15 protein-coding genes are annotated in these 24275 nt (G+C 51.6%); 5 read left to right on the top strand and 10 right to left on the bottom strand.

Annotated features, from left to right (window positions below):
* Window positions 1–155: 155 nt before the first annotated feature.
* Window positions 156–8729, bottom strand: coding sequence for an S-layer homology domain-containing protein (locus AC0LWM_RS13470; RefSeq protein WP_474675468.1), 8574 nt, complete (start codon window positions 8727–8729; stop codon window positions 156–158).
* 14 nt (window positions 8730–8743) lie between these two features.
* Entirely contained in the window at window positions 8744–9619 is an 876-nt protein-coding gene (locus AC0LWM_RS13465; RefSeq protein ID WP_474675467.1) for an SDR family oxidoreductase, read from the bottom strand.
* Between the two features lie 288 nt (window positions 9620–9907).
* Between AC0LWM_RS13465 and AC0LWM_RS13460 the strand changes: the two genes are divergently transcribed.
* The gene (locus AC0LWM_RS13460) at window positions 9908–10306 is read left to right on the top strand and encodes a cytochrome-c oxidase (protein ID WP_474675466.1); all 399 of its coding nucleotides are present in this window, start codon (window positions 9908–9910) and stop codon (window positions 10304–10306) included.
* 276 nt (window positions 10307–10582) lie between these two features.
* On the opposite strand, the gene AC0LWM_RS13455 is transcribed toward AC0LWM_RS13460, so the two are convergent.
* Window positions 10583–10981: a DUF6223 family protein gene (locus AC0LWM_RS13455; protein WP_474675465.1), complete on the bottom strand. Its 399-nt coding sequence runs from the start codon at window positions 10979–10981 to the stop codon at window positions 10583–10585.
* Window positions 10981–11430 carry a DUF6220 domain-containing protein gene (locus tag AC0LWM_RS13450; protein ID WP_474675464.1) on the bottom strand — a complete coding sequence of 150 codons (450 nt, stop codon included), beginning with the start codon at window positions 11428–11430 and terminating at the stop codon, window positions 10981–10983. Before AC0LWM_RS13450 ends, AC0LWM_RS13455 begins: the two co-directional genes overlap by 1 nt.
* Before the next feature lie 190 nt (window positions 11431–11620).
* Here AC0LWM_RS13450 and AC0LWM_RS13445 point away from each other — a divergent pair, with 190 nt between their 5' ends.
* On the top strand, window positions 11621–12307 hold the full coding sequence (locus AC0LWM_RS13445) for a response regulator transcription factor (protein ID WP_474675463.1): 687 nt from the start codon (window positions 11621–11623) through the stop codon (window positions 12305–12307).
* Window positions 12304–13440, top strand: coding sequence for a sensor histidine kinase (locus tag AC0LWM_RS13440; RefSeq protein WP_474675462.1), 1137 nt, complete (start codon window positions 12304–12306; stop codon window positions 13438–13440). Before AC0LWM_RS13445 ends, AC0LWM_RS13440 begins: the two co-directional genes overlap by 4 nt.
* 5 nt (window positions 13441–13445) lie before the next feature.
* Here AC0LWM_RS13440 and mazF read toward each other — a convergent pair whose 3' ends face one another.
* The 5 genes from mazF to AC0LWM_RS13415 form a co-directional block, all read right to left on the bottom strand.
* Window positions 13446–13787 carry an endoribonuclease MazF gene (gene mazF / locus AC0LWM_RS13435; RefSeq protein ID WP_474675461.1) on the bottom strand — a complete coding sequence of 114 codons (342 nt, stop codon included), beginning with the start codon at window positions 13785–13787 and terminating at the stop codon, window positions 13446–13448.
* Window positions 13781–14011, bottom strand: a complete 231-nt coding sequence (locus AC0LWM_RS13430; RefSeq protein ID WP_474675460.1) for an AbrB/MazE/SpoVT family DNA-binding domain-containing protein — start codon at window positions 14009–14011, stop codon at window positions 13781–13783. The genes mazF and AC0LWM_RS13430 overlap by 7 nt, the downstream gene beginning before the upstream one ends.
* A gap of 117 nt (window positions 14012–14128) precedes the next feature.
* Entirely contained in the window at window positions 14129–14836 is a 708-nt protein-coding gene (locus AC0LWM_RS13425) for a DNA alkylation repair protein (RefSeq protein ID WP_474675459.1), read from the bottom strand.
* Between the two features lie 33 nt (window positions 14837–14869).
* Window positions 14870–15436, bottom strand: coding sequence for a DUF4256 domain-containing protein (locus AC0LWM_RS13420; protein WP_474675458.1), 567 nt, complete (start codon window positions 15434–15436; stop codon window positions 14870–14872).
* Between the two features lie 24 nt (window positions 15437–15460).
* The gene (locus tag AC0LWM_RS13415; RefSeq protein ID WP_474675457.1) at window positions 15461–16339 is read right to left on the bottom strand and encodes an EamA family transporter; all 879 of its coding nucleotides are present in this window, start codon (window positions 16337–16339) and stop codon (window positions 15461–15463) included.
* Between the two features lie 152 nt (window positions 16340–16491).
* On the opposite strand from AC0LWM_RS13415, the gene AC0LWM_RS13410 reads away from it, so the two are divergent.
* The gene (locus tag AC0LWM_RS13410; protein ID WP_474675456.1) at window positions 16492–17178 is read left to right on the top strand and encodes a response regulator transcription factor; all 687 of its coding nucleotides are present in this window, start codon (window positions 16492–16494) and stop codon (window positions 17176–17178) included.
* Window positions 17175–18581, top strand: a complete 1407-nt coding sequence (locus tag AC0LWM_RS13405; RefSeq protein ID WP_474675455.1) for a sensor histidine kinase — start codon at window positions 17175–17177, stop codon at window positions 18579–18581. The genes AC0LWM_RS13410 and AC0LWM_RS13405 overlap by 4 nt, the downstream gene beginning before the upstream one ends.
* A 121-nt stretch (window positions 18582–18702) precedes the next feature.
* On the opposite strand, the gene AC0LWM_RS13400 is transcribed toward AC0LWM_RS13405, so the two are convergent.
* Window positions 18703–23808, bottom strand: a complete 5106-nt coding sequence (locus AC0LWM_RS13400; RefSeq protein WP_474675454.1) for an Ig-like domain-containing protein — start codon at window positions 23806–23808, stop codon at window positions 18703–18705.
* Window positions 23809–24275 lie beyond the last annotated feature (467 nt).

Genomic DNA, 24275 nt, shown 5'->3' with positions numbered 1-24275 from the left:
TCCATTAAGGTCTCCTCCTCGATGTTCATGCCTACTTCGATCATATAATATTCATGCAAGATTTATCAAAGGATTCCATTTCCCTGAAGAAGCCAACATTTTTGTTTAAAAAATACCCCTAGCGAATCATCGCCAGGGGTATCGTCCTATTCTTTTTACTCTCCCAAGCTCTCTAATACCCGCAGAAGCATAACGGCCGCCTGGGCGCGGGTTGCTTTACCCGCCGGATCGGCGGCGTCATTCCCCACGCCGCCGATCCAACCCATGGCCACAGCTTGGGCAAAGTCATCTTTAGCCCAAGCGGACAGCCTGTCCGCATCGCGGAATGACTCAAGCACACTCGTATCCGGCTCATGCAAGCTCAGTTTCGCCAACCGGGCGAACCGGGAAAAGAGGAGCGCTAGCTCCTCTCGGGATACCGGATCCTCGGGACGGAACTTTCCGTTCTCCCCTTGGACCAGGCCGCTTTCGGCGGCCGTCTTCACGTACGGGGCGTACCAGACATCGTCTGCTACGTCCGCAAATGTTGTTCCTTGTCCGGTCGGAAGCGTTTCTCCCGCTGCCGACGTCCTAAGCTGCAGATGAGATACGAGCAGCTTCGTCACTTCCGCCCTTGTAATCTGGCGCCCCGGCTCGAACTCGCTCCCGGATACCCCGGACACAATGTGCCTGCTTGCCAACACATTGACTTCGGGCAGACTCCAATGACCGCTCATATCGCCGAAGGAATGATCATAGACCAGCAGAGCGTATTCGCCTAGCTCTTTGATCTGTACTGTGACACGGTGGTTCGCCGCATCCGCAGTCCCGCCGATATACCGCCAGCCTGTGGATGTCGATGCATCCTTCTTGTAGAGACCCAAGCGGCGGGGGTCCATCACCCCCAGAGCCGCAGGGTCGTAGCTGACGGCTAGCTTCAAGCTCTTCTTCGGAACATTGCTTCCACCACTCAGCAATAAGGTGCCGCTGTATGCTTGGTAGCCTGCAGGCAGCGTACCCGTACCGTCGGATTTAGAGAAGTATCCCAGCTTCGTCACCCCGTTGAAGGCTTTATCCGGAATTTCGAGCTGCCACACACCGTCGGAGGTGCGGAACGTTCCACCCGCCGGGCGAACGGTCCAGAACGTGTCGGACTGGTGGGCTCCGCCGTTGTTGCCTCCGCCGTTGTTCCCACCGCCGTTGTTGCCTCCGCCGTTGTTCCCACCGCCGTTGTTCCCTCCTCCGTTGTTCCCTCCGCCGTTGTTGCCTCCGCCGTTGTTCCCTCCGCCGTTGTTGCCTCCGCCGTTGTTCCCTCCGCCGTTGTTTCCTCCGCCGTTGTTTCCACCGCCGTTGTTTCCTCCGCCGTTGTTTCCTCCGCCGTTATTCCCACCGCCGGAAACTTTCGTGGCAGCCGTCAATGAATCGGCTCCAGACTTGTTTCCTGCCCCATCCACTGCAAGAACGCTGATGACATAATCTGTGCCTGGCTTAAGGCTAAGAATGGTATAGTTCGTTTCGGACTTGGAAACGGTTTTGACTTGTTCCTTCCCTCCCTTTTCCGACCAGCTTACGATATAGTGATCGAGGTCGGGCGCTGAAGAAGCATTCCATGCAACTGCAATTCGGTCGGTACTTGTTGAGGTGACCTTAAGGCCAGTGACCATAGGAGGGGCCGACCAATCCTGCCTTGCTGCCGGCGCCCATACCTGGGAAACCGATTTGGACTCATTACCCCATTCATCCACCGCGGATACGCTGATCACGTAAGCTTGCGTATCCGACAAGCCTTCCTTCACCGCCCATTTCTGTGAAGCGGGTACGGTCCACTCGTAGGTGGCGCCGTCCTTGTCCTGCTCTGTCACGGTAATTTTAAATGCTCTCAAATCGCGGTCCACCGGCTCGTTCGACAGGTCATCGTGCGGGATCGACCACATGACGGTCGCTTTACCGCCCGAAATGCTTGCGCTAAGTTCCTGCACTTCTAACGGCGCAACCGAATCTCCTGCGATAACGGTACCGACGAGCTCGCCGCCGATCGGAACGCCGGCATAGCTAAACAGGCTTTCGCTTACCGCATACCCATATTCTCCTCCTGCGGTCAAGTTCGAAGTCGGCGTAAATTCAAGCTCCATTGTCAGCGTTTTGCCGCCGATCGTCTCGGAGTTGACCGCTTTGACCGTTCCTGCCACTGCTGCGGTATTGTCGGAAGTATAAAGGCCTTCCGTAACTGTTATCGCTTTATTCAGATCTACCTCCGTGATATCGATCGGCTTGGTGAAGCGGACCTTGATGCGGGTTCCATCCTCTGCCGGATAAGCCCGGATGTATTCGATCTTGGCGGGCAGCTTCGATACAAGCGGAATGTTAACCTCGAAGCGTGGAGGCGGTACATCCATCTCCTCGCTATAAGCCGTCTCGTACCCAGCCTTCTCATACTTGATCTTCCATTTCCCTCGAGGTACATCCCAACCGTACATTCCATGGAGGTCCGTAGTCTGTGGGTTCACTTGCTCATACCAGGAAGCGTCCCACTCATTCCAGTTGCCGGAATCCGGATCCAGTTCCAAAGCAGTAGCGGTAACGCCCTCCAGTCTGTTGCCCGTCATGCCCTCATATACGTACCCGCTTGGGTCGTAAATATACTTCGGATCTGCCAGCGGCTTTTTCTTCAGCGGCGGCCTGTAGACATCTTTGCATTTGCTGTAATGTATTAAAAAAGACTCTAGTTCTTCCAACTCAGCATTTGTTCCTTCGTCGATTGTCTTGTTTGCCCAGTAGTTTTCGCCCCAGAAGATGATAGACGCGCCTGGTGGAAACCGCGAACTTATGATAGTTAATACAATCTTGAAAGCCTCGGTAATAGCAATACCATATTTGATGTCCATCGCCCAATCGGAATAGTACTTGGCATCTCTCGGATCACAAAGAGCCCGAGCCGCTTCGTAATCTGCATTGACCCGTTCGATCACGCCAGGGGTTATCAGAGAATAGATAGCGCTCCCCATGTCAAAGATTTGTGTGCCCCGGAATGCGAGGTCAATTACAAAAAGGATATTTACTGCTTTTACCGGGTCAACCAGAGGAGCAACAGAGAACGGGGTGGTACCCGTCTCTCCCGTCAATGCTGCGGCGACCGATTCGGGCACCGTCATCTTAAAGGTAAAGGTTCCGGATTTGGCTCCGCGGGTATGTGAGAATGATATGCCGTACACTGGTATTCCGGTTCGATCCATCTTTTGCTGCTCCTGGTAGGTTGGAGAACTGTCAACTGCCGTTGCCCGGGTAATCGTAACCTTCGCGTCAATGTCTTCATTCAAATGAATCAGACTGCTAATCGTGCCGAGCGGCAGCGTTTGACCTCCGGGTGTCGGTTCTTCCGGAAGCGTCAGCCAATCGACCTCATAGTTCCGCACGCTGCGGGGCAGCGTATTCCGCAGTTCCTGCTCTGTCGGCGGTTTCTCCGGAAACCCCTTCATTTTCTTATCGTACGTGACCGAAATCGGTCCTGGATCGCCCTTGAGAATCATGGAGGTGACAAACTCATTACCAACCCGTATAGCCTGCGCCGATTCCGAGCCCATCCACACCTTCACATTCGAAATGCGGTCCGGCGTACGGAACGTAAGCTTATACTGGAACGGCTCTCCAGGTACATAGACGAACGGAAATACCGCCACGCCGCTGTCTGTCCGGAAAGTCTGCACCCGACCGTCGCCCTGGCGCATCGAGACCAGCTCCATGCCGGGATCATCCGGATCAACCCGTACGAGCGCCGTTTGTCCGGGTATGCCGGGCCCACCGCCCATTTGCACGATGGTGCGCAGCTCATGGCTCGACACTTCCAATTCCGGCAACTGGATATCGAGCATCCAGCGGCCCTGCTCGGAAACCTGAGCTTCTCCGAGCAGCAGATCCCCGTCGTATACATCTACTTTAGCGCCAGGGAACGATATTCCGCTGACCGTAAACTCCTTCTTGGCCATCACCTCAGGTGCCTGGATGGTGGCGTAGGCAAGCCGGATTGTAGCCGAGCCAAGCAATTCTTCTTGCGGTGCCCCTTTGTATGAAATAGAGGCCATGAACGTCGCGTCGTTCAAGGACTGTTCCTTCACCTTCAGCGAGAACTGAACGCCGCCGGCTATTCCGCCCAAGATTGTCCCCACCGGCACGGTCAGCTTGCCGCCGGATAACGTACCCTCGGCAGGCATGCCGCGCACGAGGAGCGACGTCGGGATATATTCCAAGCCTTCCGGAAGCTCCACGGTCACGACCGCCTGCTCGGCGGACACCGAAAAAAGTGGGTCCCGGTTCGCGTACAGTACTCGAGCAACAATCAAGTTGCCTGGAGTAGTCAGATCCCGGGAAAGGTAAACGCCGCTGCCTTCCTGTCCGGCAAACTTCCCTTTGGCGCTGAGCTTCTGAGGCGGCAGTTCCTTGTTATCCGAGGCGGCCGCTTCAAATTCCGTTACGGCCGTCTTGCCTCCCTCCCCGTACGCGACCAACCGGTAGTCTCCGGGTTGGGGAATATCGATCAAGTATTTGCCGTTTACCCGGCGATAGTTCACGTTCTTGTAAGCAAGCTTACCATTCTCGTAACGGTACACCTGCAAGCTCACATTGTTCTCCGCCGGCTTCTCCTCATTGATATAGGAGGCGGTCACTTGCGCGCCAATACCTTGCAGGGTCATTTCCAGTTCGGCTTGATTTGATTCCGGAATCGTCACCTCATCACACGCCGCCGGCATAGATACTTCGCGTCCATCCACGCATACGCGGAATTTATCCCCCGCTACGCCAGCCACCTGAAAAGGCGGTCCATAGCTGAGGATTTGAAGGGAGGTCTCCATGTGGTAATGGGTCGCCACCCGCCAATCGAAGGTAACGGGGCCTTCCTTGACACCGTTCAAGGCGGTATACAGCTTGTAATTCACCGTGGCAAAATCCAAAAGCTGCAAGTTTGCGGCAGCATTGCCGCCATCCGGCACGGTTACGTTGACAAACTTGGACAACTTGCCCTTGGCGCCATTGTGGCTGGCCCGCACTTTCACATTTCCGGCCGGAATATCGATGCTATATTTCCCGTCCTTGTTCGTATAGACTTGGAAAGCCTTGCCGCTACCCTCCAGAACGGCGGTAACATTGGCGGATTGCACCGGGGAACCGTCCGTACCCGTTACTATTCCCTCCAGCTTCCGTGAAGACTTTACGTCAAGGGTCATGTTCCCTTTTACGATAATTCCATTTGCACTGATTTTCATCTCTTTAGGGAGGTAGTAAGCATCATTCGGCATGACTTTTAGCGTGTATTCCTTATCCTTCTCCGCCGTCACGCGCAGATCGTAGCTGCTGTACATGCTGCCTTGAAGGACCACCTTCCCGTCGGAATCGGTTAATGTATAATCCGAACGGACCGGTTCTCCTTGCGGCCCCCTCACATCTCCGTAAAACTGCATCCTATATTTAGGGACGATTTTCAACTCGGTCATTTGCCCATAGTCGATTTGCGGCGAATTCATGTCTAATGGAACCACCCCCGAGCCATGGGTCAGAACCATCCGGTATGCAATATCGTTGTAAGGCACATCGAAATCGTAGCTCCAGACGTCGTTCATCACCTGCTGCCAGGTATAGTAGCGCCTCTTGTAATCCTGATCGTTCAAATACATGACCTCGAGTAATGTGCTTTGGAACGGATCTCTCCAGACCTTGCCCTCAGGAACGTCCAGGCTGATTTTCAAGCGACCTGCCACATTTTTATGAATCGGAAAAGGTGTCAGAGTGCGATCTCCGTCGACCAGCATTTCGACGGTATCGATGCTCGCCGTACCAATAGCGATCGGATAATCGCCGGTGTAGATGCCCGCTTCCTTCGTCTCGGTCAAATCTACCTTCGTCTCCACCTGCTCCTTCTTGCCGTCCTTCCAAAGCTGGGAAACGACGGCCGCTTGCAGGCTCATGCCCGGCTTGCCTTCCGCAACAAGATGGGCGGTGCTGCCCATCACCGGGACCCTATCGCTTCCGACGCCGACCGTCTTGTCGTTGTCGAAATTCATGACGACCCTGTTAACTAAATCCGTCAAAGCGTACAGATCGAACGAGATATCATTCTCGCCAAGGGACAACTGGACGGTGCGCTCCGCGCCAGCCTTATAGCCTGCAGGCGGAAGAACTTGCACCGTAACGGACGAATCCACCGGCAGCTTGCCGGGCAAAACCGCCGTTCCTTGCGAATCAACATCCACCTCAACAGGCTCCTTGCCTGCCGGAGTAAACTTCACCTTAATGCCTGTCGGCAGCGGTTTACCCACCGGCGGATTCACGGTCGCCCTCAGGGTCGAGAGTAATTCCGGCACAAGCTTAAGGGAGGAAGTTTTTCCACCTGTCAAAATGACCCCTTCCTGTTTCGCCAAAATAGCGTCTCCGTACCGAATCCCCACCGTATACGCAACGCCCGACTTAAGTTGAAGCTCGTAGTTCAGCCGATTATTGGACATTTTCAAATTGGCAGCTTCCTTACCGTCCGCAATGGCGTACAGAACCAATTTGTCCAATCTGTCCGTCTTGTCAGTCTCTACATTCAAGGACAGCACGCCTCCTACTTTGACCGGGAACCGGTCAAGACTGATGCGGGAACCGCCTCCTTGCAGCTGCACCTCGCCCGCGACAATCTCCGCCACTGATTCGTCCAGGGGGAATATGCCGCTGTAATAGCCCTGTGAAGAGGACTCGGGCATAGGCACAGTCTTCATCTTGACTTCACTTTCACCGGCCGTTTTGTACGAGATCAGCGCCTCAACCTGCTGCTTAGCCGCTCCGCCTGCCTCCAGCAGCACGGCACCGCCCGCCGTCAACTGATCGTCCACCTGGCTATACGCCAACCAACGGGCCGAGGAAAGCGTGGATCCCGGGTTCGTAGTTCCGCAATCCGCCAAACAAGAGGCGTACAGGGCATTCCCCCGTCCGTAGACAATACGCTTGCCCGCGCGGTCCATCGCAGCTCCGAACGTATCCTCGTTGACATTGACCGGAACGATCGGGTTGCCCAGATCATTCAACTGGAACAGCTCGCTGTAATGCTTCACCCGGTCGGATGCATATTCCGTCAATTGAGCCAGAACCTGAGTCCCATCACCGGTAATCATGACTTTATCATATGAATTATCCCAGACGCTCCGCGTTCCGTTAACGTTGATCTCGGTTCCTTTCTCTACGTCAAGAATGTAAGCATCGTCCCGACTTCGCGAATATCCGCTGTTGTAAGCGATGAACTTGCCCTTGTCATCCATCTCTAAACGATCATATCGATTGTGGTCGGAGAACCAGTCCACAACGATGTCTTGCTCCACATCATAGAGGTAGATGAATGTGCCCGGAAAACCAATCGGCTTTCCCTTGATATTCCGGGATGTAGAGACAAAAGCGATCTTCTTGCCGTCGCCGCTGATGGCAGCGCTCGTGCTGATCCCGTTCTCGGGTGCACCGTCCACCGTGTCGCTGATTAGCTTGCGCTGCATGGAAGGATCGGCGTTGCGGTCGATCAAATAAATCCTTCCGTTTTCGGAGAACACGACATAACGGCCGTCTTTGCTGATTCCTGGCCCCCGGGCGTTCGTGCCGGGCGTGGAGAGCAGCTTCAACCCGCCCATCCCAAAGTCGTAAACATAGAGGTGTTCACCTGCTTGCTCGGGTGAAGCTTCCAGATTCGTGGCATCCGAGATAAATAGCACTCTATCTCCGGCCTCATTGACACGGAGGCTGTGAATGCGCCCGTTCGGAAGACCCGGACCGCCCCCCTTGAAAGTAGAGATCAAATGTTTATTCATCGTCCCGCCGAGCGTTCTCTTAAGGGCAAAAACAAATCGTTCTTCGATTTGAGAGTCCGGAGAATCCGTGTAGACTACCGTCGAGCCGTCTCCGCTTACCTCCGCTTCGAAGCCGTCTTCGGAGGCCGGCCGATGCAATTGCGTCAGCATCGTCTCCTCAGCCAGCGTGCCGCTAACGGATACCTCCGTGCCGCTAACGAATACCGTCGTGCCGGGCGATTCGTTGCCGGCACGATCCACCGTACTGATCCGAATGGGCGTTTCAACGCCAGCCGCTACGGGAACCGATAGATACGTATCCGCCGTTTCCCCAAGCTTGGTCGTTGTCCTATTGTCATAAACGCGGTATCCTGCAATATCCGGATCCGGAATCAAGTCCCCCTCCAACAATGGCGGATTCCAGCTTATCATCGCTTGAGCGGGTGCTGTCATTTCCCACTTGACGTCCAGGACTTCGCCTGCCGGAGTCCAATCCACCTTCAGCGTAATCGGCTCCGATCGGACACTCTCCTGTCCGTCAACAATGGATGAAGCCGAGAAGGTGTACGTGCCTTCTCCGATATTCTCCAGCGACACATCCATAGTAAACCTGCCGTTCTCATCAGAAGCCGTGGGTTCACCGAGAGCCGCCACCTCCCCTGTGCCCAGAGCATACCAGATCTGGACGGAGGCCCCCTTCTGTGCTGTGCCGCTGATCGTCACTTGATGCGCACCGATCAAGTCGGTAGTTAGCGGATCGAGCACCGGAGCGCCACTGGGTCCGATCCCAGCCGTTTGTACGTCATTCCCGTACACCGATTCCAGACCGCTAAAGATCCCGTCTCCCGTCTGTCCGGCAGTTTCCGCAAAAACACTTTGCGGTACAATTCCCGTAATCAGCATTACCGACAGCGCGAGTCCCACAGCGGCTCGTCGCTTCTTTTTCATCCAACCCTTTCTCATTACTTCGCTTTCCTCCATTTCACAACCGTTTCGGCTACAAAGTCTTCAAAAGTACGCGGCTCGCGAAGCAGCAGCTCCCGTTGCCTCATGAAATCTTGCTCGGTACCTAGGCAACCGAACTTCTGAAAGCATTCGTACATAACCCGATAATCGTGAGCAAGCCATTCCGGCATCGTCTTTATCGCTTGCGCGTACCATGCATTCAGATCATCGCCTGCGTATCTCACGTCAGTACCCATATGCTTGCGATAAATATCGGCGGTCGCTTCCCCTGTTAAGGCTTCGGGTCCGTAGATGGGATATTCCTGGCCTTCATATCCGCTTAGTAAAAGCGCATTTGCCGCTGCGAAAGCGATGTCTCTAACATCGACACGGTGAAGACCAATCGAGCCGATAGGCTGCGGGTATACCCCATAGGTTTGAATCGCCTCTTGAAACCAGTAATCATTCTGAAAGAAATTGTTCGGACGCAAAATCGTATAAGGGATCCCGGATTGTTTAATCGCATCTTCGATCTCGATCTTGCTCTTGATATGCGGAATGTGCTGCATCTGCTTTGCGATCGGCGCTGCTAATAATACGATTTTGGGAACTCGCGCTTTTTTAGCCGCGGTTACAGCTGCGATTCCTTGGCTTGTTTCGTTCTGCGCCATACTCGTTAAGAGGAATACGGCATCCTGCCCGTCGAATGCCCCCTCCAAGCTTTCGGGAGCTTCCAGATCGCCTCGAAACCATTCGATGCCGCTCGAATGGTTGTGCCGATATTTCTCCGGATCCCGCGCTAGGATACGGATGGAGGCCCCGCCGCGTTCCAAAAGCTCTGAAACGAGCTGGCTGCCTACCGTTCCTGTCCCTCCGATAACCATAATTTTCATAAAACCTTCTCCTCTCGGTATATCTCCATCGATACAAATGAATCGATCACACGCATTAAATTATCATGACCGCTGCTTGGAACCTATCAAGTAAATAACGTATTGTGGCCGAATCGATTTACGTATTTCTTCGCTCCCCCTGCCTAATCGGGATGGAATGAGAAAATACGTAGTCTACCCGATGTGATGTTTTTCTTCCGGTAGCTATGATTAGGAAAGCATAGTTGATCGTCTGCGAGCGGCGCTCAGGTGCTCAATTATTAAAACCAATCATAAGGAGGATTTTTCATGAAAGGGATCGTTTGGATTCGAATTGCAGTATTGTACTTTGCTTTTGCAGTTGTTTTTGGAATGACAATCGGCATCACGCATCAGTTTCAGCTCACGACGGTGCACGCGCATGCCAACTTGCTTGGCTGGGTTTCGCTCGCATTGGCGGGCATCATTTATCGCATGTATCCGAAGGCAAGCGTCAGCGTTTTGGGCAAGTGCCATTTCTGGCTGCACAACATCGGACTTCCGTTGATGCTGGCAGGGTTGTACGTAAGGATGATGGAACTGTCTTCTTTGCCGCTGATTGAAATTGGGGGTACCTTGGCTATAATCGGCATCATCTTGTTTACGGTAAATGCGTTTGTGAATACGAAGGAAACTTCCGAAAACTCCGAAAAATCAATGGAACAGTAGCATCTCTCAATGTATTGTAGTAGTTTTACGTCTTGTTGCATGTCGGTTGAAATACGTAATTCCAATTAACAAACCGTGCAAAAACAAAACAAACTCCTTTATTCCGAATGGAACAAAGGAGTTTGCTTATTCTCAATCATTCAACTTTGATGTTTTTTCATGTCGAATCGACCGAACTAACCGAATCATTTCCAGGCTACCCTTCTGTGCCATAAGCACAGTCATCATCTTCTTCAACCAAGGATTACGTCCGGCTGATAGATTGTCGCAATTCATTCATTTGGAACGGGCCAGAGTTAGCCCAGCGAGGATGATGCTGATCAGCCCCATCACAATAGCAATGATGGCCCCCGCTCGCCCGTCGCCGGTGCCGAAGTCACCGGTGAATAGGTTCAAATGCACCACAGCGTAGGCTATGACGATCAGCCCTACCACCGCGGCCACGACGGCCCCGCGTCGCCCGCTGCCGGTGCCGAAACGACCGGCGGAGCGAGCCAAAGCCAGCCCGGCGATGACCGCGCTGATCAGCCCCACCCCCGCGTCTATCGTGGCCCAGAGTCGCCCGGGGGTGACTACTCCATATCCGGCATTACCGTTGGTAGCTTCAGCAAAGGCAATAGTTGGAACAAGTAGAATTGCACAAAGCACTGCGAATAAAACCAGCTTCATTTTCATTAGTTAATCTCTCCTCTTTGTTTGGTCTTCTGTACGAGAGACACCGTTCCAAAAAACAACATCAGAGCAAGTACCGGATGAAGAGCAGATAAATATCCAATTCCGGACGGTAATTTGGCGCTGACCGCTATCAAAATGATGATGCCGAACAACCCCGCGCTACGCAGTCGAAGAGAAAGCGGCAGCCGAGCGATGAAGGATATGACGAGGTTCAGGATCGAAATAACGATCGACACTATGGCAAAGCCTTTATGGCTGGCCCACTCCGCCGAATTCCAAAACAGTGCGAGACCGGCAAGAAACACTTGAACTAAAATGCAAATCGCAAATATCATGACCATTGCCTTAAACACCAAACGCGCCCTAACCACGAACGGTGAAAGAGTGGTTATTTCCGCCGCGCGATCCCCGGCTTCAGGTTTACTGCTCTTTACGGATAGGTTGCTCATCATTGAATCCTCGCTTTCGATAAAATAAGATCGTTTCACAGTCAGTTTAAACAATAAATGTCGAGAACTTATGCAGATCTTCTTCTTTTTGTGTGGATTCCTTCAAGAGCATGTTAAATCACGGTATAATTTTGGGTAAGCGGTATATTCTCGCACTGGAAGCAGACTAAACTGGAAAGATGGGATTGGAATGGAACCGAAGTTGTTGCTTGTGGAAGACGAACCGGGCATGCTTGAGGAAATGTACACCTATTTGCAACGTGAAGGGTTTCGGGTATTGACCGCCCGTACGGGCAAGGAAGCGCTCTCGATTGCCCGGTCTGAACGGCCTGATCTCGTCGTGCTTGATTGGATGCTCCCCGAGAAAAGCGGCATCGACGTATGCCGCGAATTAAGGCAAACCTCGCATTGCGGCATTATTATGGTCACGGCCCGATCGGATGAATCGGATAAAATCGTCGGTCTGGAAATCGGCGCGGACGATTATTTGACGAAGCCGTTCAGCTTGCGTGAGCTCACTTCGCGCATCCGAGCTTTACTTCGCCGCTTGCGCGGGCCTGAAGACAGGGCGATGTTGTTGGAAAGAGACAACCTGATCATTTCCGAAGCCAAATGTCAGGTATTCAAGGACGACCAGGAAATTCAACTGACACCGACGGAATTCAAAATTTTGTACACGCTCGCTGCGCGTCCCGGAATTGTTTTCAGCCGCCTGCAATTATTAACGGCCGCACTCGAGGACGAATATATGGGATACGAAAGAACGATGGATTCCCATATCCGGAATCTTCGCCGCAAGCTGGGAGACGATCCGGCCAATCCTCGTTATATTCAAACGGTATACGGTTTCGGTTACCGATTCGGTGAACAATCATGACGCTTACGGTACGCCAAAAAATATTTATCTACATGGGACTGCTCGTTCTTATCCTCGGCGGCGCTCATGCCGTAACCAAACAGGCTTACATGGAGGCTCTGTTCGATCAATTTCGTAAGGAAGAAATCAGTGCATCTTATTTGAACGCGCCGCCCGGGGAACAAATCGAGATCTTGAAAACTTACGTTTCGGATAACATGCAGAATTTTGCGCTTGGAAATTGGGTATTTTTCATCGTAATCGGGCTGTTCTGCAGTTTGTGGATTTCGGGGGTGCTGACGATCCCGCTTCGAAAGCTCGTTGCCGCTATCGAACGCGTCGCGCAGGGGGATCTGGACGTGAACGTTCCTGTACAATCCAAAGACGAATACGGTAAAGTCATCCGGACCTTCAACGATATGACGCTTCGCCTCCGGGAAGCTGAGGACGCCCGCAGGCGGTTGGTAGCCGATGTCGCCCATGAGCTTCGAACTCCTTTATCGATCATGCGGCTGAAATTAGAAAATGCTCAACAGACCGGTCAATCCCCCCCTCCGGAAATGCTGCTTAGACTCCATGACGAAGTGATCCGATTAGGCCATCTCGTGGAAGATCTTCATGTGTTGTCTTTAGCTGAGGCGGGCCGGTTGGCATTGGATTGCAAACCGCTCGATCTGTCGGCAAGACTTGAACAAGTCGTTGATGATGTGAAAATGGAGGCTGAGGAGAACGGACTGGAAATGTGCTTCTATTCGAACACGAGGCCGGTAAAGGTAATGGCCGACGCGAGACGGATCACGCAGGTGTTCATCAATTTGTTGACGAATGCGATCCGCTACACGCCGGAAGGCGGAAAGATTTCGGTTGTCATTGAAGACAAGGTCCAGGAGCGAAATGCAGTCTATGCATGTGTCTCCGTGATCGACACCGGCATCGGTATTCCGGCCGAAGAGTTAGACCACCTATTCGATCGTTTTTATCGCGTGGAAAAGGCCCGTTCGCGGCATACAGGCGGAACGGGGCTCGGATTATCGATCGCTCATCATTTAGTCAGAGCCCACGGCGGGTTCATCCGCGTCGTGAGTGAGCCTGATCAAGGTACGACATTTACCGTTTATTTGCCTCCGTTCCGCTCGAATCATGGTGATAGTTAGGCTGACTATCGAATCAATAACTCCATTTTTGAAATTACCTCAGCCAGCGTCTCATCGGGTACTTTACAGATTAAAGTTGCCTGTCGGGATTGCCAGTCGAGACTTTTCACCTGATCGGATAGAATTGCCCCCTCCACAGGTAAATTCTGCGGAATGATGACCTCGAATGGATAGCCCTTGACCTTGGAGGTTACCGGGCAGAGCAGGGAAAGCCCGACCTTCCCGTTATAGGCGGCGGGTGAAATAACCAAGGCAGGACGCTTCCCAGCTTGTTCATGACCTGATTGTGGGTTGAATTGCAACCACACCAAGTCGCCGCGATCCGGCACATACGGATGAGTCACCATGACTCCCTTCCTTGTGGTTCGCCGGTTGGCACCTCTTTATGAAGATTATCCGGCTTGACCTTGGCAAGGAGTTCATCCAGTGTTGCCGACTTAGGCTTTATGACAAGGTGGCCATCTTCCACATCGAGATCGACCTCTGAGCCTTCCTCAAGACCGACCTTCAGGGCAAGGGACTTCGGGATGCGAATACCTAAGCTGTTACCCCACTTTTGAACCCGAAACATAGAACCGCCCCCAACAATAAGTATATACAAAGTATAAACATTTATTAAAGGAAGTCAAACCGACTACCCGCCAGAACAAAAAAAAGAGGCCACAGTGTGCCCCTTCTCCTTCAAATTCTAGCACCTTACATGTTTGCGTTTGAAACCAAGTTGACCTTTATCCACTGCCTTTTGGATTGTTTCGGAAGCGTTCAAGAAGCCGCTTTTTCCCTTGTCCTTTTTGACTTCTACCGGGCCTACGGCCTTTGCGGTCTCGACCGCCTTATGATGAAGCGGCAGATAGGATACCCCTACCGTGTAAATGAACTGATTCATTGCATATTTCGTTCGCTCGGGAGAATCATGAATCGTATCCTTCACCCTATCGAGCATATGGGCAAGCTTGGTTTCGGAAAACTCCCCATCCGGACGATTCCCCAGAAGCCAGCAGTAACAGCTCCAGCCCGCCGACATTTTCAGTTCTTCGCCGCTTGAGATCCATTTATCGGCCACTTCTTGAGCAATATCCGCTTCCGCCAAGGTGACCGCCACCACAAAATCGGACAGCATATAAAAATAAGCCGCATCGATCCAACGATCAAAATCCGCTTCCGTCATCGCTTTTGGATCTGCAATGATTCCGGCAAAGTACATGGCGTCGTAGTTTCCTGTAGCGTATAGCTGCTCGGCCAAAGGTTGATTGATTTTTATTTTTTTGGCAATGGGCTTCATTTCGCCTGTAGCCACGCCAAAAAGCGGCTCGCGCGCTCCGTTGGATTGATAAATTTTCTTGGTCCGTTCCTTACCGAGTGCTTCAAGCTCCTGCATCACCGTTTCGAAATCCATGGCTACACTTCCTTTCAGTCCATTATAGCATGTTTAGACCCTTAGCGAGCCGCGGAACCCTCTTGCAGCATAGTAGGATTCTGCTCCATTGTGGTACACGAAGACCGTGTCGTAGCGACGATCGCAAAAGATGGCCCCGCCGAGTTTTCGAATACTAGCGGGTGTTATCACCCAGCTCGAAGTTTTCAAATCGAAGTTTCCAAGTTTCTGCAGCTCCCGGTATTGTTCTTCTGTTAAAAGCTCAATGCCCATGTCAGCTGCCATTTCAATCGCATTATTTTGTGGTTTATGTTCTTTCCTTGACTCCAGCGCTTCACGGTCGTAACAAATACTTCTGCGACCTTTAGGACTTTCCGCTGAACAATCGTAAAAAATGTATTCGCCCGTCTTATTGTCATGACCTACAACATCCGGTTCGCCGCCGGTTCTCTCCATTTCATGGAGCGACCACAGCTTTTCAGGTTGAGCTTCGAGCTTGGCTTGTACGTTAGCCCATTCAAGGCCTTGATGACGGTTCATGTTTTTCTCAAATCGGGCTTTCAATGTTTTGAGTAGTCCTTCACGTTGTTCCGGCGATAATTCCTTTTTTGTCATGTTCATTTCCCCCTTTAAATAGGCTACTTCCTAACCCCAAATTCCTATAATAATGACTCCAACGGTAATAAAAAGCGATGTCAGGATTCGTCTAGTCCCTTGTTTTTCCCTAAGAATAAAGATCCCCATAATCGTTCCGAATACAGTACCGATCTCCCTCATCGGTGCGAGTTGGGCTACTGGCGCGAGAGACAGGGCAAATAAAAAGAGCAGGTATCCTCCCGGTGCGATAATTCCGCCGAGCAACATGATCTTCCAGTTTGCTTTAAGTTCGTTTCGTATTGCGCCCGAATGAAATGTCGCCCATGATAGAACCAGTAGGTTTCCAATGTTAGTCGCTTCGTTTAATACGACTGCCGATACATAATTTAGGGCGATTTTATCCACCACAATGTAGCAAGCGATACATATTCCAACTGCTAATGCTAGTATAGGTGCTTTTGATGATGACAATTCATTGCGCTTGAACTTTATATCACTTAACAAAACAATTCCTAGAACAATCGAGATAACACCTAACCATCCAATGAAAGTTAATTTCTCATGAAGTAATGCCCATCCGAGCAATGGCACTAATAACGGGCTTGTGCCCCTCATAATAGGATAAACTTGCGACAAGTCCCCTACAGAATATGTAGCCGCGAGTAAAACAACATACAGTCCGTGCAGGAAAACGGATGCAAGGATGATCAATAACCCTGTTCCATTCAATCGACTAATATCCCATTCAACGATAGTCCAAGGTAAAAATACAAGAATTGCGACAAGCTGACAGAACCAAAGGAAAACATTCTTATTTAGACTCTTCTTTGTATAAAGATTCCAAACGGAATGAAGGAAGCCTGAACCGAGTACCAGTAAAATAGCTATTCCGAACAACCCATCACCTGTCCCTACCAATCCATTCAATTAACTCAACATTTTATCACAGGTCGGAAGACAATTCAGCAATCTTAAAAGGAACCTTAGAGGATTCAACATTATTCGCCTTGAAACAACAAATTCCAGATGAATCGTGCTATGATCGAGTAAATCTATATCTTGGTGGTGACAGCAATAGAATGGAACGAATTCTGATCGTTGACGACGACCCGCAAATTCGCGAAGTGATCCGTACCCATATCGAACAATCCGGCATGCATGCGCTCGAAGCCGAGTCCGGACAACAAGCGATCGAACGGCTGGAATCCGAGCAGGTGGATGTCCTCATTCTGGATCTGATGATGGATGATCGCGACGGATTCGAAGTGCTGCGTTACTTGAACAAGCGCAGATTGGACGTATTGGCTATTGTGGTTAGCGCTAGAAGAGCGGAACAAGATAAAATCGCCACGCTTGGACTCGGGGCCGACGATTATATGACGAAGCCCTTTAGCCCCATGGAGTTAATGGCCCGCATTCAAGCCGTTCTGCGCAGACGGCACCCTAAATCCAGCCCCCCTTCTTTGGTCATTCGTTTGAGCAATATGATTCTGGATATCGATAACTACACGCTTCTCATCTATGACAAGAAGATTTCCTTGACGATGGTGGAGTGCGGTCTAATGCAGCTCTTTATGCAGAATCCTGACCGCGTGATGACGAAGCTCGAAATCTATCGACATGTCTGGCAGCATGAACGGTATGACGATAACAACTTAAGCGTATATATGAGCCGGCTGCGCAAACAATTGGAACGGGCTAAGTCGCCTTGGGAAATTCAAACCGTGCGCGGCGTTGGTTACCGGTTGACGGGAGTTGGCCTATGAAATTACGCACCAAGCTATGGCTATCGCTTGTGATTAGCGCCGCATTGAGTATGGTATTATTCGGCTATTCGACAGTCTGGATCGGAAAGGTAGCGAATAAAGGCTACGCGCTCTTCCAGTTAAATCCGCTTGCGCAATCCGTTGTCGATTCTATGGGGGAACAGCCTGAATTCGGGGTAGGTACGTTAAAACAAACCTTGGATCGCGCGCACGCAGAACACCCTGCCATTCGTTGGGTGTGGCTGAACGATCAGGGACAATCCCTCTATGATACGGCAGGGCTTAACCCGACATTTACCTTCCATGACTTGGCGATGATGATGCAGAATATGCCGCAGAATTATTTAACTGAAGACGATGTTAATATCCTCACGCCTGCCGCCAAGAACGGACAGTCGTATTTCTTGCTCATGAGCATACCAGCTTCCGCGATGAAGCAAGGCGAGGTTTATTTTCTCATTCGCACGCTCAAATCGTTGCTCACGCTGGTATTGCCGCTTATCCTGTCGTTTTCGATTCCCTTTCTGTTGGCCTTATGGTTGTTCACATCCTTGAATAAAAGAATTCGCAAACTCAACCATGCGCTGAATCAACTGAATATCCAAAGCGACTCGCCCCTTGTAGAACTGGTCGACACCTCCAAGGACGAGCTTGGCCAGCTGACGCAGCATTATAATTCCATGGCGCATCGGATCCGAGCTCAATTCGCGGAAATTCAACAGTTCGAAAATAAGCGCAAGCTCCTGCTATCCAATCTGTCGCACGATCTGCGAACGCCTCTGACGACGATGCTAGGATGCGCCGAAATGATACGCACCGGAAATTATAAAGATCAGCAAGAGCTTCTGGGCAGAGCCAAAATCATTCTGCAACGTTGCAGATACATGGACAAGCTGCTCGACCAAATGCTGGACATCTCCCGCTCCGATGCGGACGATCTGACCCTTCGCCTGGCGAATCATAATGTATCGGAGATCGTTCGCAAAATCGCGGTGGAATACATCATGGTGCTCGATGGCGATCAAGTGGAGTTGGACGTCGAAATGCCCGATGAGGATATTTATCTCCCTATCGACGCTCCCCTGATGGAGAGAGCCTTCCGTAATCTCCTCGACAATTCGATCCGGTACGGCAAGGATGGACGATATCTTGGCATCCAGCTGACAGCGGACGATCAATCCGTGAATTTGACCGTGAAGGATAAAGGAAAAGGGATTCCTAGCGAGCATCAGGCGCACGTTTTCGAACGCTTTTACCGCGTGGACAGCGGAAGAAGTGGAGAAGGATTGGGGATTGGCCTGGCCATTGTCAAGGACATCGCCCTCGCCCACCAGGGTAATGTGGAGATGGAAAGTACGCCGAACGTGGAAACGGTGTTTCGGATCAAGCTGCCTCGTAAATAAAAGGAATATTCATACTTTAGGTAACCCGTCAGTCAACGCTTGTACCCATTATTATGGCTCAGTTTCCTTATAGGAACTGAGCCACAATAGGATGTCCCGTAGACGGTAACAGCCTTGCCGTTTATGTTGGTATATTGCTCCCACCCTTGTCAATGACAAACTCTACGAACCGGCGCAGGATGGTCGAAGCCTCCGCACGAGTTGCATTTCCGGCAGGATCATACAGATTGTTATTTTTGCCGTTCACAATACCTGTTTGCTGGATCGCTTTTACCGCTTCCTTGGCCCATAAACTGATTATCGCGTCGTCTGCAAAGGTGACAGCCTGCCTAGTAACGGGCAGCTTATAACCTGTGGCTTTGGCGTAACCCGCCATCATAACCGCCATCTCTTCACGGGTAATCGGACTGTCCGGATCAAACTTGTTATTGCCGATGCCCTGCGCGATCTTGTTCTGCACCGCCCATTCGATATAGGGCATGGCAGATCTTGTGCTTGAAACATCAGTGAAGCTACTTTGCTTGTACTCGCTCATGTCAGCACCGGAGAGCACGCCCAGCGCCATAAGGAAGTCCGCGCGGGTAATGGCCGTATCGGGCGAGAAGGTTGCCGCGCCAGTGCCGGAGATAAGCCCGCGGCTGATTACATAATCGATGTTGTCCTTCGCCCAATGCTTTGCCGTATCCATATACGCCGGCGTCAGTACCAGATAGCCTACTCCGTAGATGGACAGACTGTTCCTGCTTATTGTCAGCTTGTTGTTATCATAACTGGAACGGATCATAAGCTGTGGTTTACCTATCTTGTTTACATAGACGACGTAGAGGTTCCCGTTCTTTTCACCGGAAGCCGCCTTGTAGGAAATCCCTAGCGTGACCGAGCCCTTGTCGAAGTTTGTTATATACTCGGTTTTGCCGTCCTTCTGATAGCTGACGGTGAGATCGTACACGGGACGGTTGCCGATCAGTACCTTCGCCGCGTCAGACAGCTTGGTTACAGGATTCGCTCCGAACGCGACATCTCCCACCGACTGGGAATTCATTTCCCGAAGAGCTGTTTGGTCAAAAGAGAAACTGACAAGCGTAGTGTTTACATCAAAGCGTTTCACACCTTCCTTGTCCAACAAGGCGAGGGCTCCTTCCTCCAGCTTCACGCTGAAGCTTGCCCCGTTTGCACCGAACTGAACGTTGAAGACAATGCCGATGCCGTCAGCTATATTTCCTTTGTTCTGAGCCTCCTTTTTCGCCGCATCGATCAATGTCTTTACTTGCGATTCCTTGATGGTGACCGAAGCAACTCCGTTCTGAGCCACGGTTGCGGCCAAGTTCACGGATGCGGAAGTCGGCTGGTTTGGCTCTTTGTTGATGGTGATCGGAGGATTGCCTGGCGTGGTTGAGGATGAACCTCCTCCACTTCCGCCATTGCCGCCGTTGCCGCCATTGGATCCATTGCCGCCATTGGTGTTAACCATCCAATTCGCCCTGACGGTCACGTTGCGGGCAGGCATGGTAAAGGCGGTCGTCGCGCTGCTGGCATCCGCAAAGCTTACGCCGTCTGATGAAGTCCAGCCATTGAAGCTGTAACCGCCGCGGGTTCCTGCTTGGATCGAAACCGTCTCACCGCTTGTATAATCTCCGCTGCCGCTAGCACCAATGCCGCCATTGCCTAGGGTCACGGTGTAAGGTGTAGGATTGGCCAGCACAACGGCCTGCTCGGCGCTCTTGAAGCCAGTTGCCGTTGCTTTGACACGAATGTGGTAGGTGCCCGCTGTTAGGCCTGTAATTTTCGTACCCATTACATCCGTCCAGCCTCCGGTTGAAGATTTGTACTCCATGGCAGCGGTGACGCCTGTAATCGCACCCTTGCCGCCGATCGTTGTCGGATTCACGCCTACTGCGGTCGGAGCAGCCGGTCTTGCTGGAATAACCAGACTTTGGGCATCGCTATCGATTGTGGTTGTGCCGTTACCCTTCTTCACGATGGCAATCGTCGTTCCGGTGTAGCCTGCAACATCCAGCTTGCCGCTAACCGGCGATACCGGCGCGCTGTCGATCGTATAGCTGCCGCCGACGTCAAAACCCGTCAGTTGTTCGCCGACATAGTCGATCGCGATCGCAGGCGTGGCTTCCACAACCGGCGTCAGTGCCGTGATCGTAACGATCTGCTCAGCGCTCTTGAAACTGGTTGCCGTTGCTTTGACGCGAATGCGGTAGATGCCTGCTGTCAGGTTCGTAATTTCCGTACCCGTTACATCCGCCCACGTGCCTGCTGACGATTGAACCTCCATGTCTGCCGTTACGCCTGTAATCGTCCCCTTGCCGCCGATCGTTGTCGGATCTACGCCCGTTGCCGTCGGGGTAGCCGGTCTTGCTGGAATAACCACGTGTTGAGCATCGCTATCCGTCGTCGTTGTGCCATTGCCCTTCTTCACGATAGCAATCGTCGTTCCGATGTAATCTTCAACATCCAGCTTGCCGCTAACTGGCGATACAGGCATGCCGTCGATCGTATAGCTGCCGCCGTTTTCGAAGCCTGTCAGCTGTTCATTGGGAAAGTCGATCACGATCGTAGGCGAGGCTTCTTTCCATATCGCAGTCAAACCTATACCGTTCGAATACGTTATAATATCCCCGGCATTGTAGGTCTTGCTTGGGTCCCCTGTTTGTTGCCATTTGTAAAAAGTCATATGAGCCGGCGGAGTCAAGCCCGTGCCGCTTGGCGCGATGAACTGATCGCCGGCGCTGACGATGTAAATCACGTTTTCTCCGTTGACGCTGCCTTCTCCAAGATCAAGGGTGACAGCTTGTAATCCATCAGGGCCCAACGCGCCGGCATTCAGAACTTCAAGAGCGGGCCGGAAGCCGTAGTTGTTGGTGGATAAATTGGCTAGACCACCTATCCAACTGCGCACGCCTGAGGCCCCCCCCCGCGAGGCGCGGAACGTTCTAGTAATCGCATAGGTATCCTGCACCCAAGAGAATAAGGGCTCGTTTTTTATCCAGGTATCATTTTTATTTAAGATTTGATCCCATTCATTGGTAGTTGGTGTTCCGCCTGTGCTACGTACAGCGCCAGCGTTACTCCCCCCACTCAGAGAGCGCAGTCTATAGTTTATATCAAAGACTTTGCCAAAGATGAGACTGTTCGTATTCAACGTATCCCACGCAACATTACGGCCTATGTTATAATCTGCCACAAAGAGGCTGCGCTTGCTTGCGGTTGCTGCCTCAGATGAGCTTATGTAACCGCTGCTTGAACTGTCAAGACTATACGCGTTGACTGTTCCCGCATAGGTGAACGGTACATAGTGCAAGGTCGAATCGGGCATAGCCGTGTTCACTGTACCGATATGACCCGCTTCGCCGGATAGGTCGAAATAATAAGGACCGCCGAAGGCGAGGGTGAACTGTTCCGATAAAATAAAGCTGACTTGCGCCGTTGCCGCCAATGTCACATTCGCCGTCACGTCCTTAGCTGTATAGATCACTGACTCCACTTTCGTGTTTTTCACAGAGAAACTTGCTTGTCCGTCCGTATTCGTTGTTGCCGACAATGCCGTTATCGTCGAACTGCCCGTTCCTTGTGTCAGGCTTACCGCATGCCCGGCGATCGGATCCAGATTGTTATCCCTCAAAGTCACTGTAATCGTGGCCGCGGCCGAGCCGTCCGCTTTGACTTGGTCCGTATTCGTCTTTACCAGGGAGGCCGCACTACTTACTACCGGCAAATAGGTCACTTGAACCTGCTGGTCAATCCTCACATGATCCGTCTCGTCCTTAGCTGTATAGATCACAGACTCCGCTTTCGTGTTTTTCACGGAGAAACTTGCTTGTCCGTCCGTATTCGTTGTTGCCGACAATGCCGTTATCGTCGAACTGCCCGTTCCTTGCGTCAGGCTTACCGTATGCCCGGCGATCGGATTCAGATAGTTATCTCTCAAAGTCACCGTAATCGTGGCCGCCGCCGAGCCGTCCGCTTGGACTTGGTCCGTGTTCGCCTCTACCAGGGAGGCCGCACTCGTTGCTCCCGGCAAATAGGTCACTTGAACCTGCTCGTCAATCCTCACATGATCCGTCATATCGTAAGCGGAGTAGGTGACGACTTCCGCTTTCGTGCTTCCTATAGAGAAGTATGCGTTTCCGCTTCCATTCGTAATATTCGACGATACCGTCGTTGGCGATATCGTTGAGTTGCCCGGGCCCTGCTCAATTATGATCTGGTGTCCTGCAACCGGCTGGCCGAAAGCGTCGAGCCGAGTTACGGTCAATAATGGAGACATCGTCCCGTCGGCCGGCAATAAAGTTGCTGCAGTTGTAAGCGAAGATTGTAGCTCCCCCGCAGCATCAACCCTATATGGATTGGCGGGCGTTCCTGCGCCCGAGACAACGAATCCCGGTTTCAAATACAGCGCTGGTCGCACGTTTTCATAACTGTACGCGCTGTTAAAACCAATATTGTGATCAGTTACATACCTCACACTGTCAGAGGCGTCTGCGTGCGCATCTCTTAACCAATAACCTCCGGGCTGATAAGGGAAATCCTTGCCGTCATTTTGCGCGTCGCGATTGTAAAGATCGATTAATTCTTGGACGGATAGTAGAAAGACATCATCCGTAACGTTCTTATAATAGGCTGTGGCGTAATTCTGTTCAGCATCAGGTATGGATGCCGTCGCATATACGTGCGTAGCCGAACCTCCATCCTTCACCGGCTCATCGATCGAAGCAAGCAGCGTCTTAAGAGTCACCGGGTTTATCCACGCCCGCTCGTGGGCGGAGAAATTACCGTCCGACAGGAATCCGGGCTCTTGATCATAGGGGAAAAATCTAACATGAGCGCTATCAGGCTTCTGATGCGAATACGCAACCGAAACGTCGCTAGAGTTCAACCATTCCCGCAGATTGGATTTTTCCCAGAAATTGCTGCCTTGCGTTTCCCGATCCGAATCGGTGCGGCCGTCGGTTCCGTCTCCGATTGCGTCAAATGGTTTTAGACCGATAGAATTAGCCGCTAACAGCATGTATCCATTCCCATCAATCTTTATGACCTGCCATTTCAAAGGTTGCCCGCCATAGGTTCCGAATGTGATGTAGTCGCCTTCCGCGACGACGACTGCGCCGGCAGCCGAAGCTTTCTCTTCCGTGATGCCGATCGTGAACATTACATTCGAGAGAATCAACAACATGGCCAATAGTACTGCTGCTGTCTTCTTTACTGGCACTATCATGGATGGTTATCCGCCTCGCTTTAGATTGAAGTTTTTATGACTTCCTTTCAGATTCCGCTTCTCTATCAAAAAATTATACTAGCCTTGCCTACATAAGACTCTTAATGAAATCTTAAAGGATTAGGGAACATCCATAATCCTCGAACTTTACATCATTTGAGGGGAAAAACTGCGGGCTAAACTCAGATGCCTTTGCTTTCCTGACTACTTGTTCTAGCTCAAAAAGAAAAAACCAGCTTCACAGCCATTGGAAGGTTATCTCTTACCGATACAGCACCAAGTATGGTGCGAACATGAACTCCTGTATCACCAAACACATTTATCATGAATTCAGAGCATCCGTTCAATACATTATGACGTTCATCAAGCTCAGCTCCCGAGGGCAATGTTCATTCCATTTTTGCTCTGATACGGGTGCGTAAATGTTGCATGAATTAATAAGTGGACACCGTTATTCACAGTGTCCA

The sequence above is a fragment of the Paenibacillus sp. sgz302148 genome (assembly GCF_056120465.1).
Note: the sequence above shows the minus strand (reverse complement) of the source record. Positions and strands in the feature narration are given on the sequence as shown.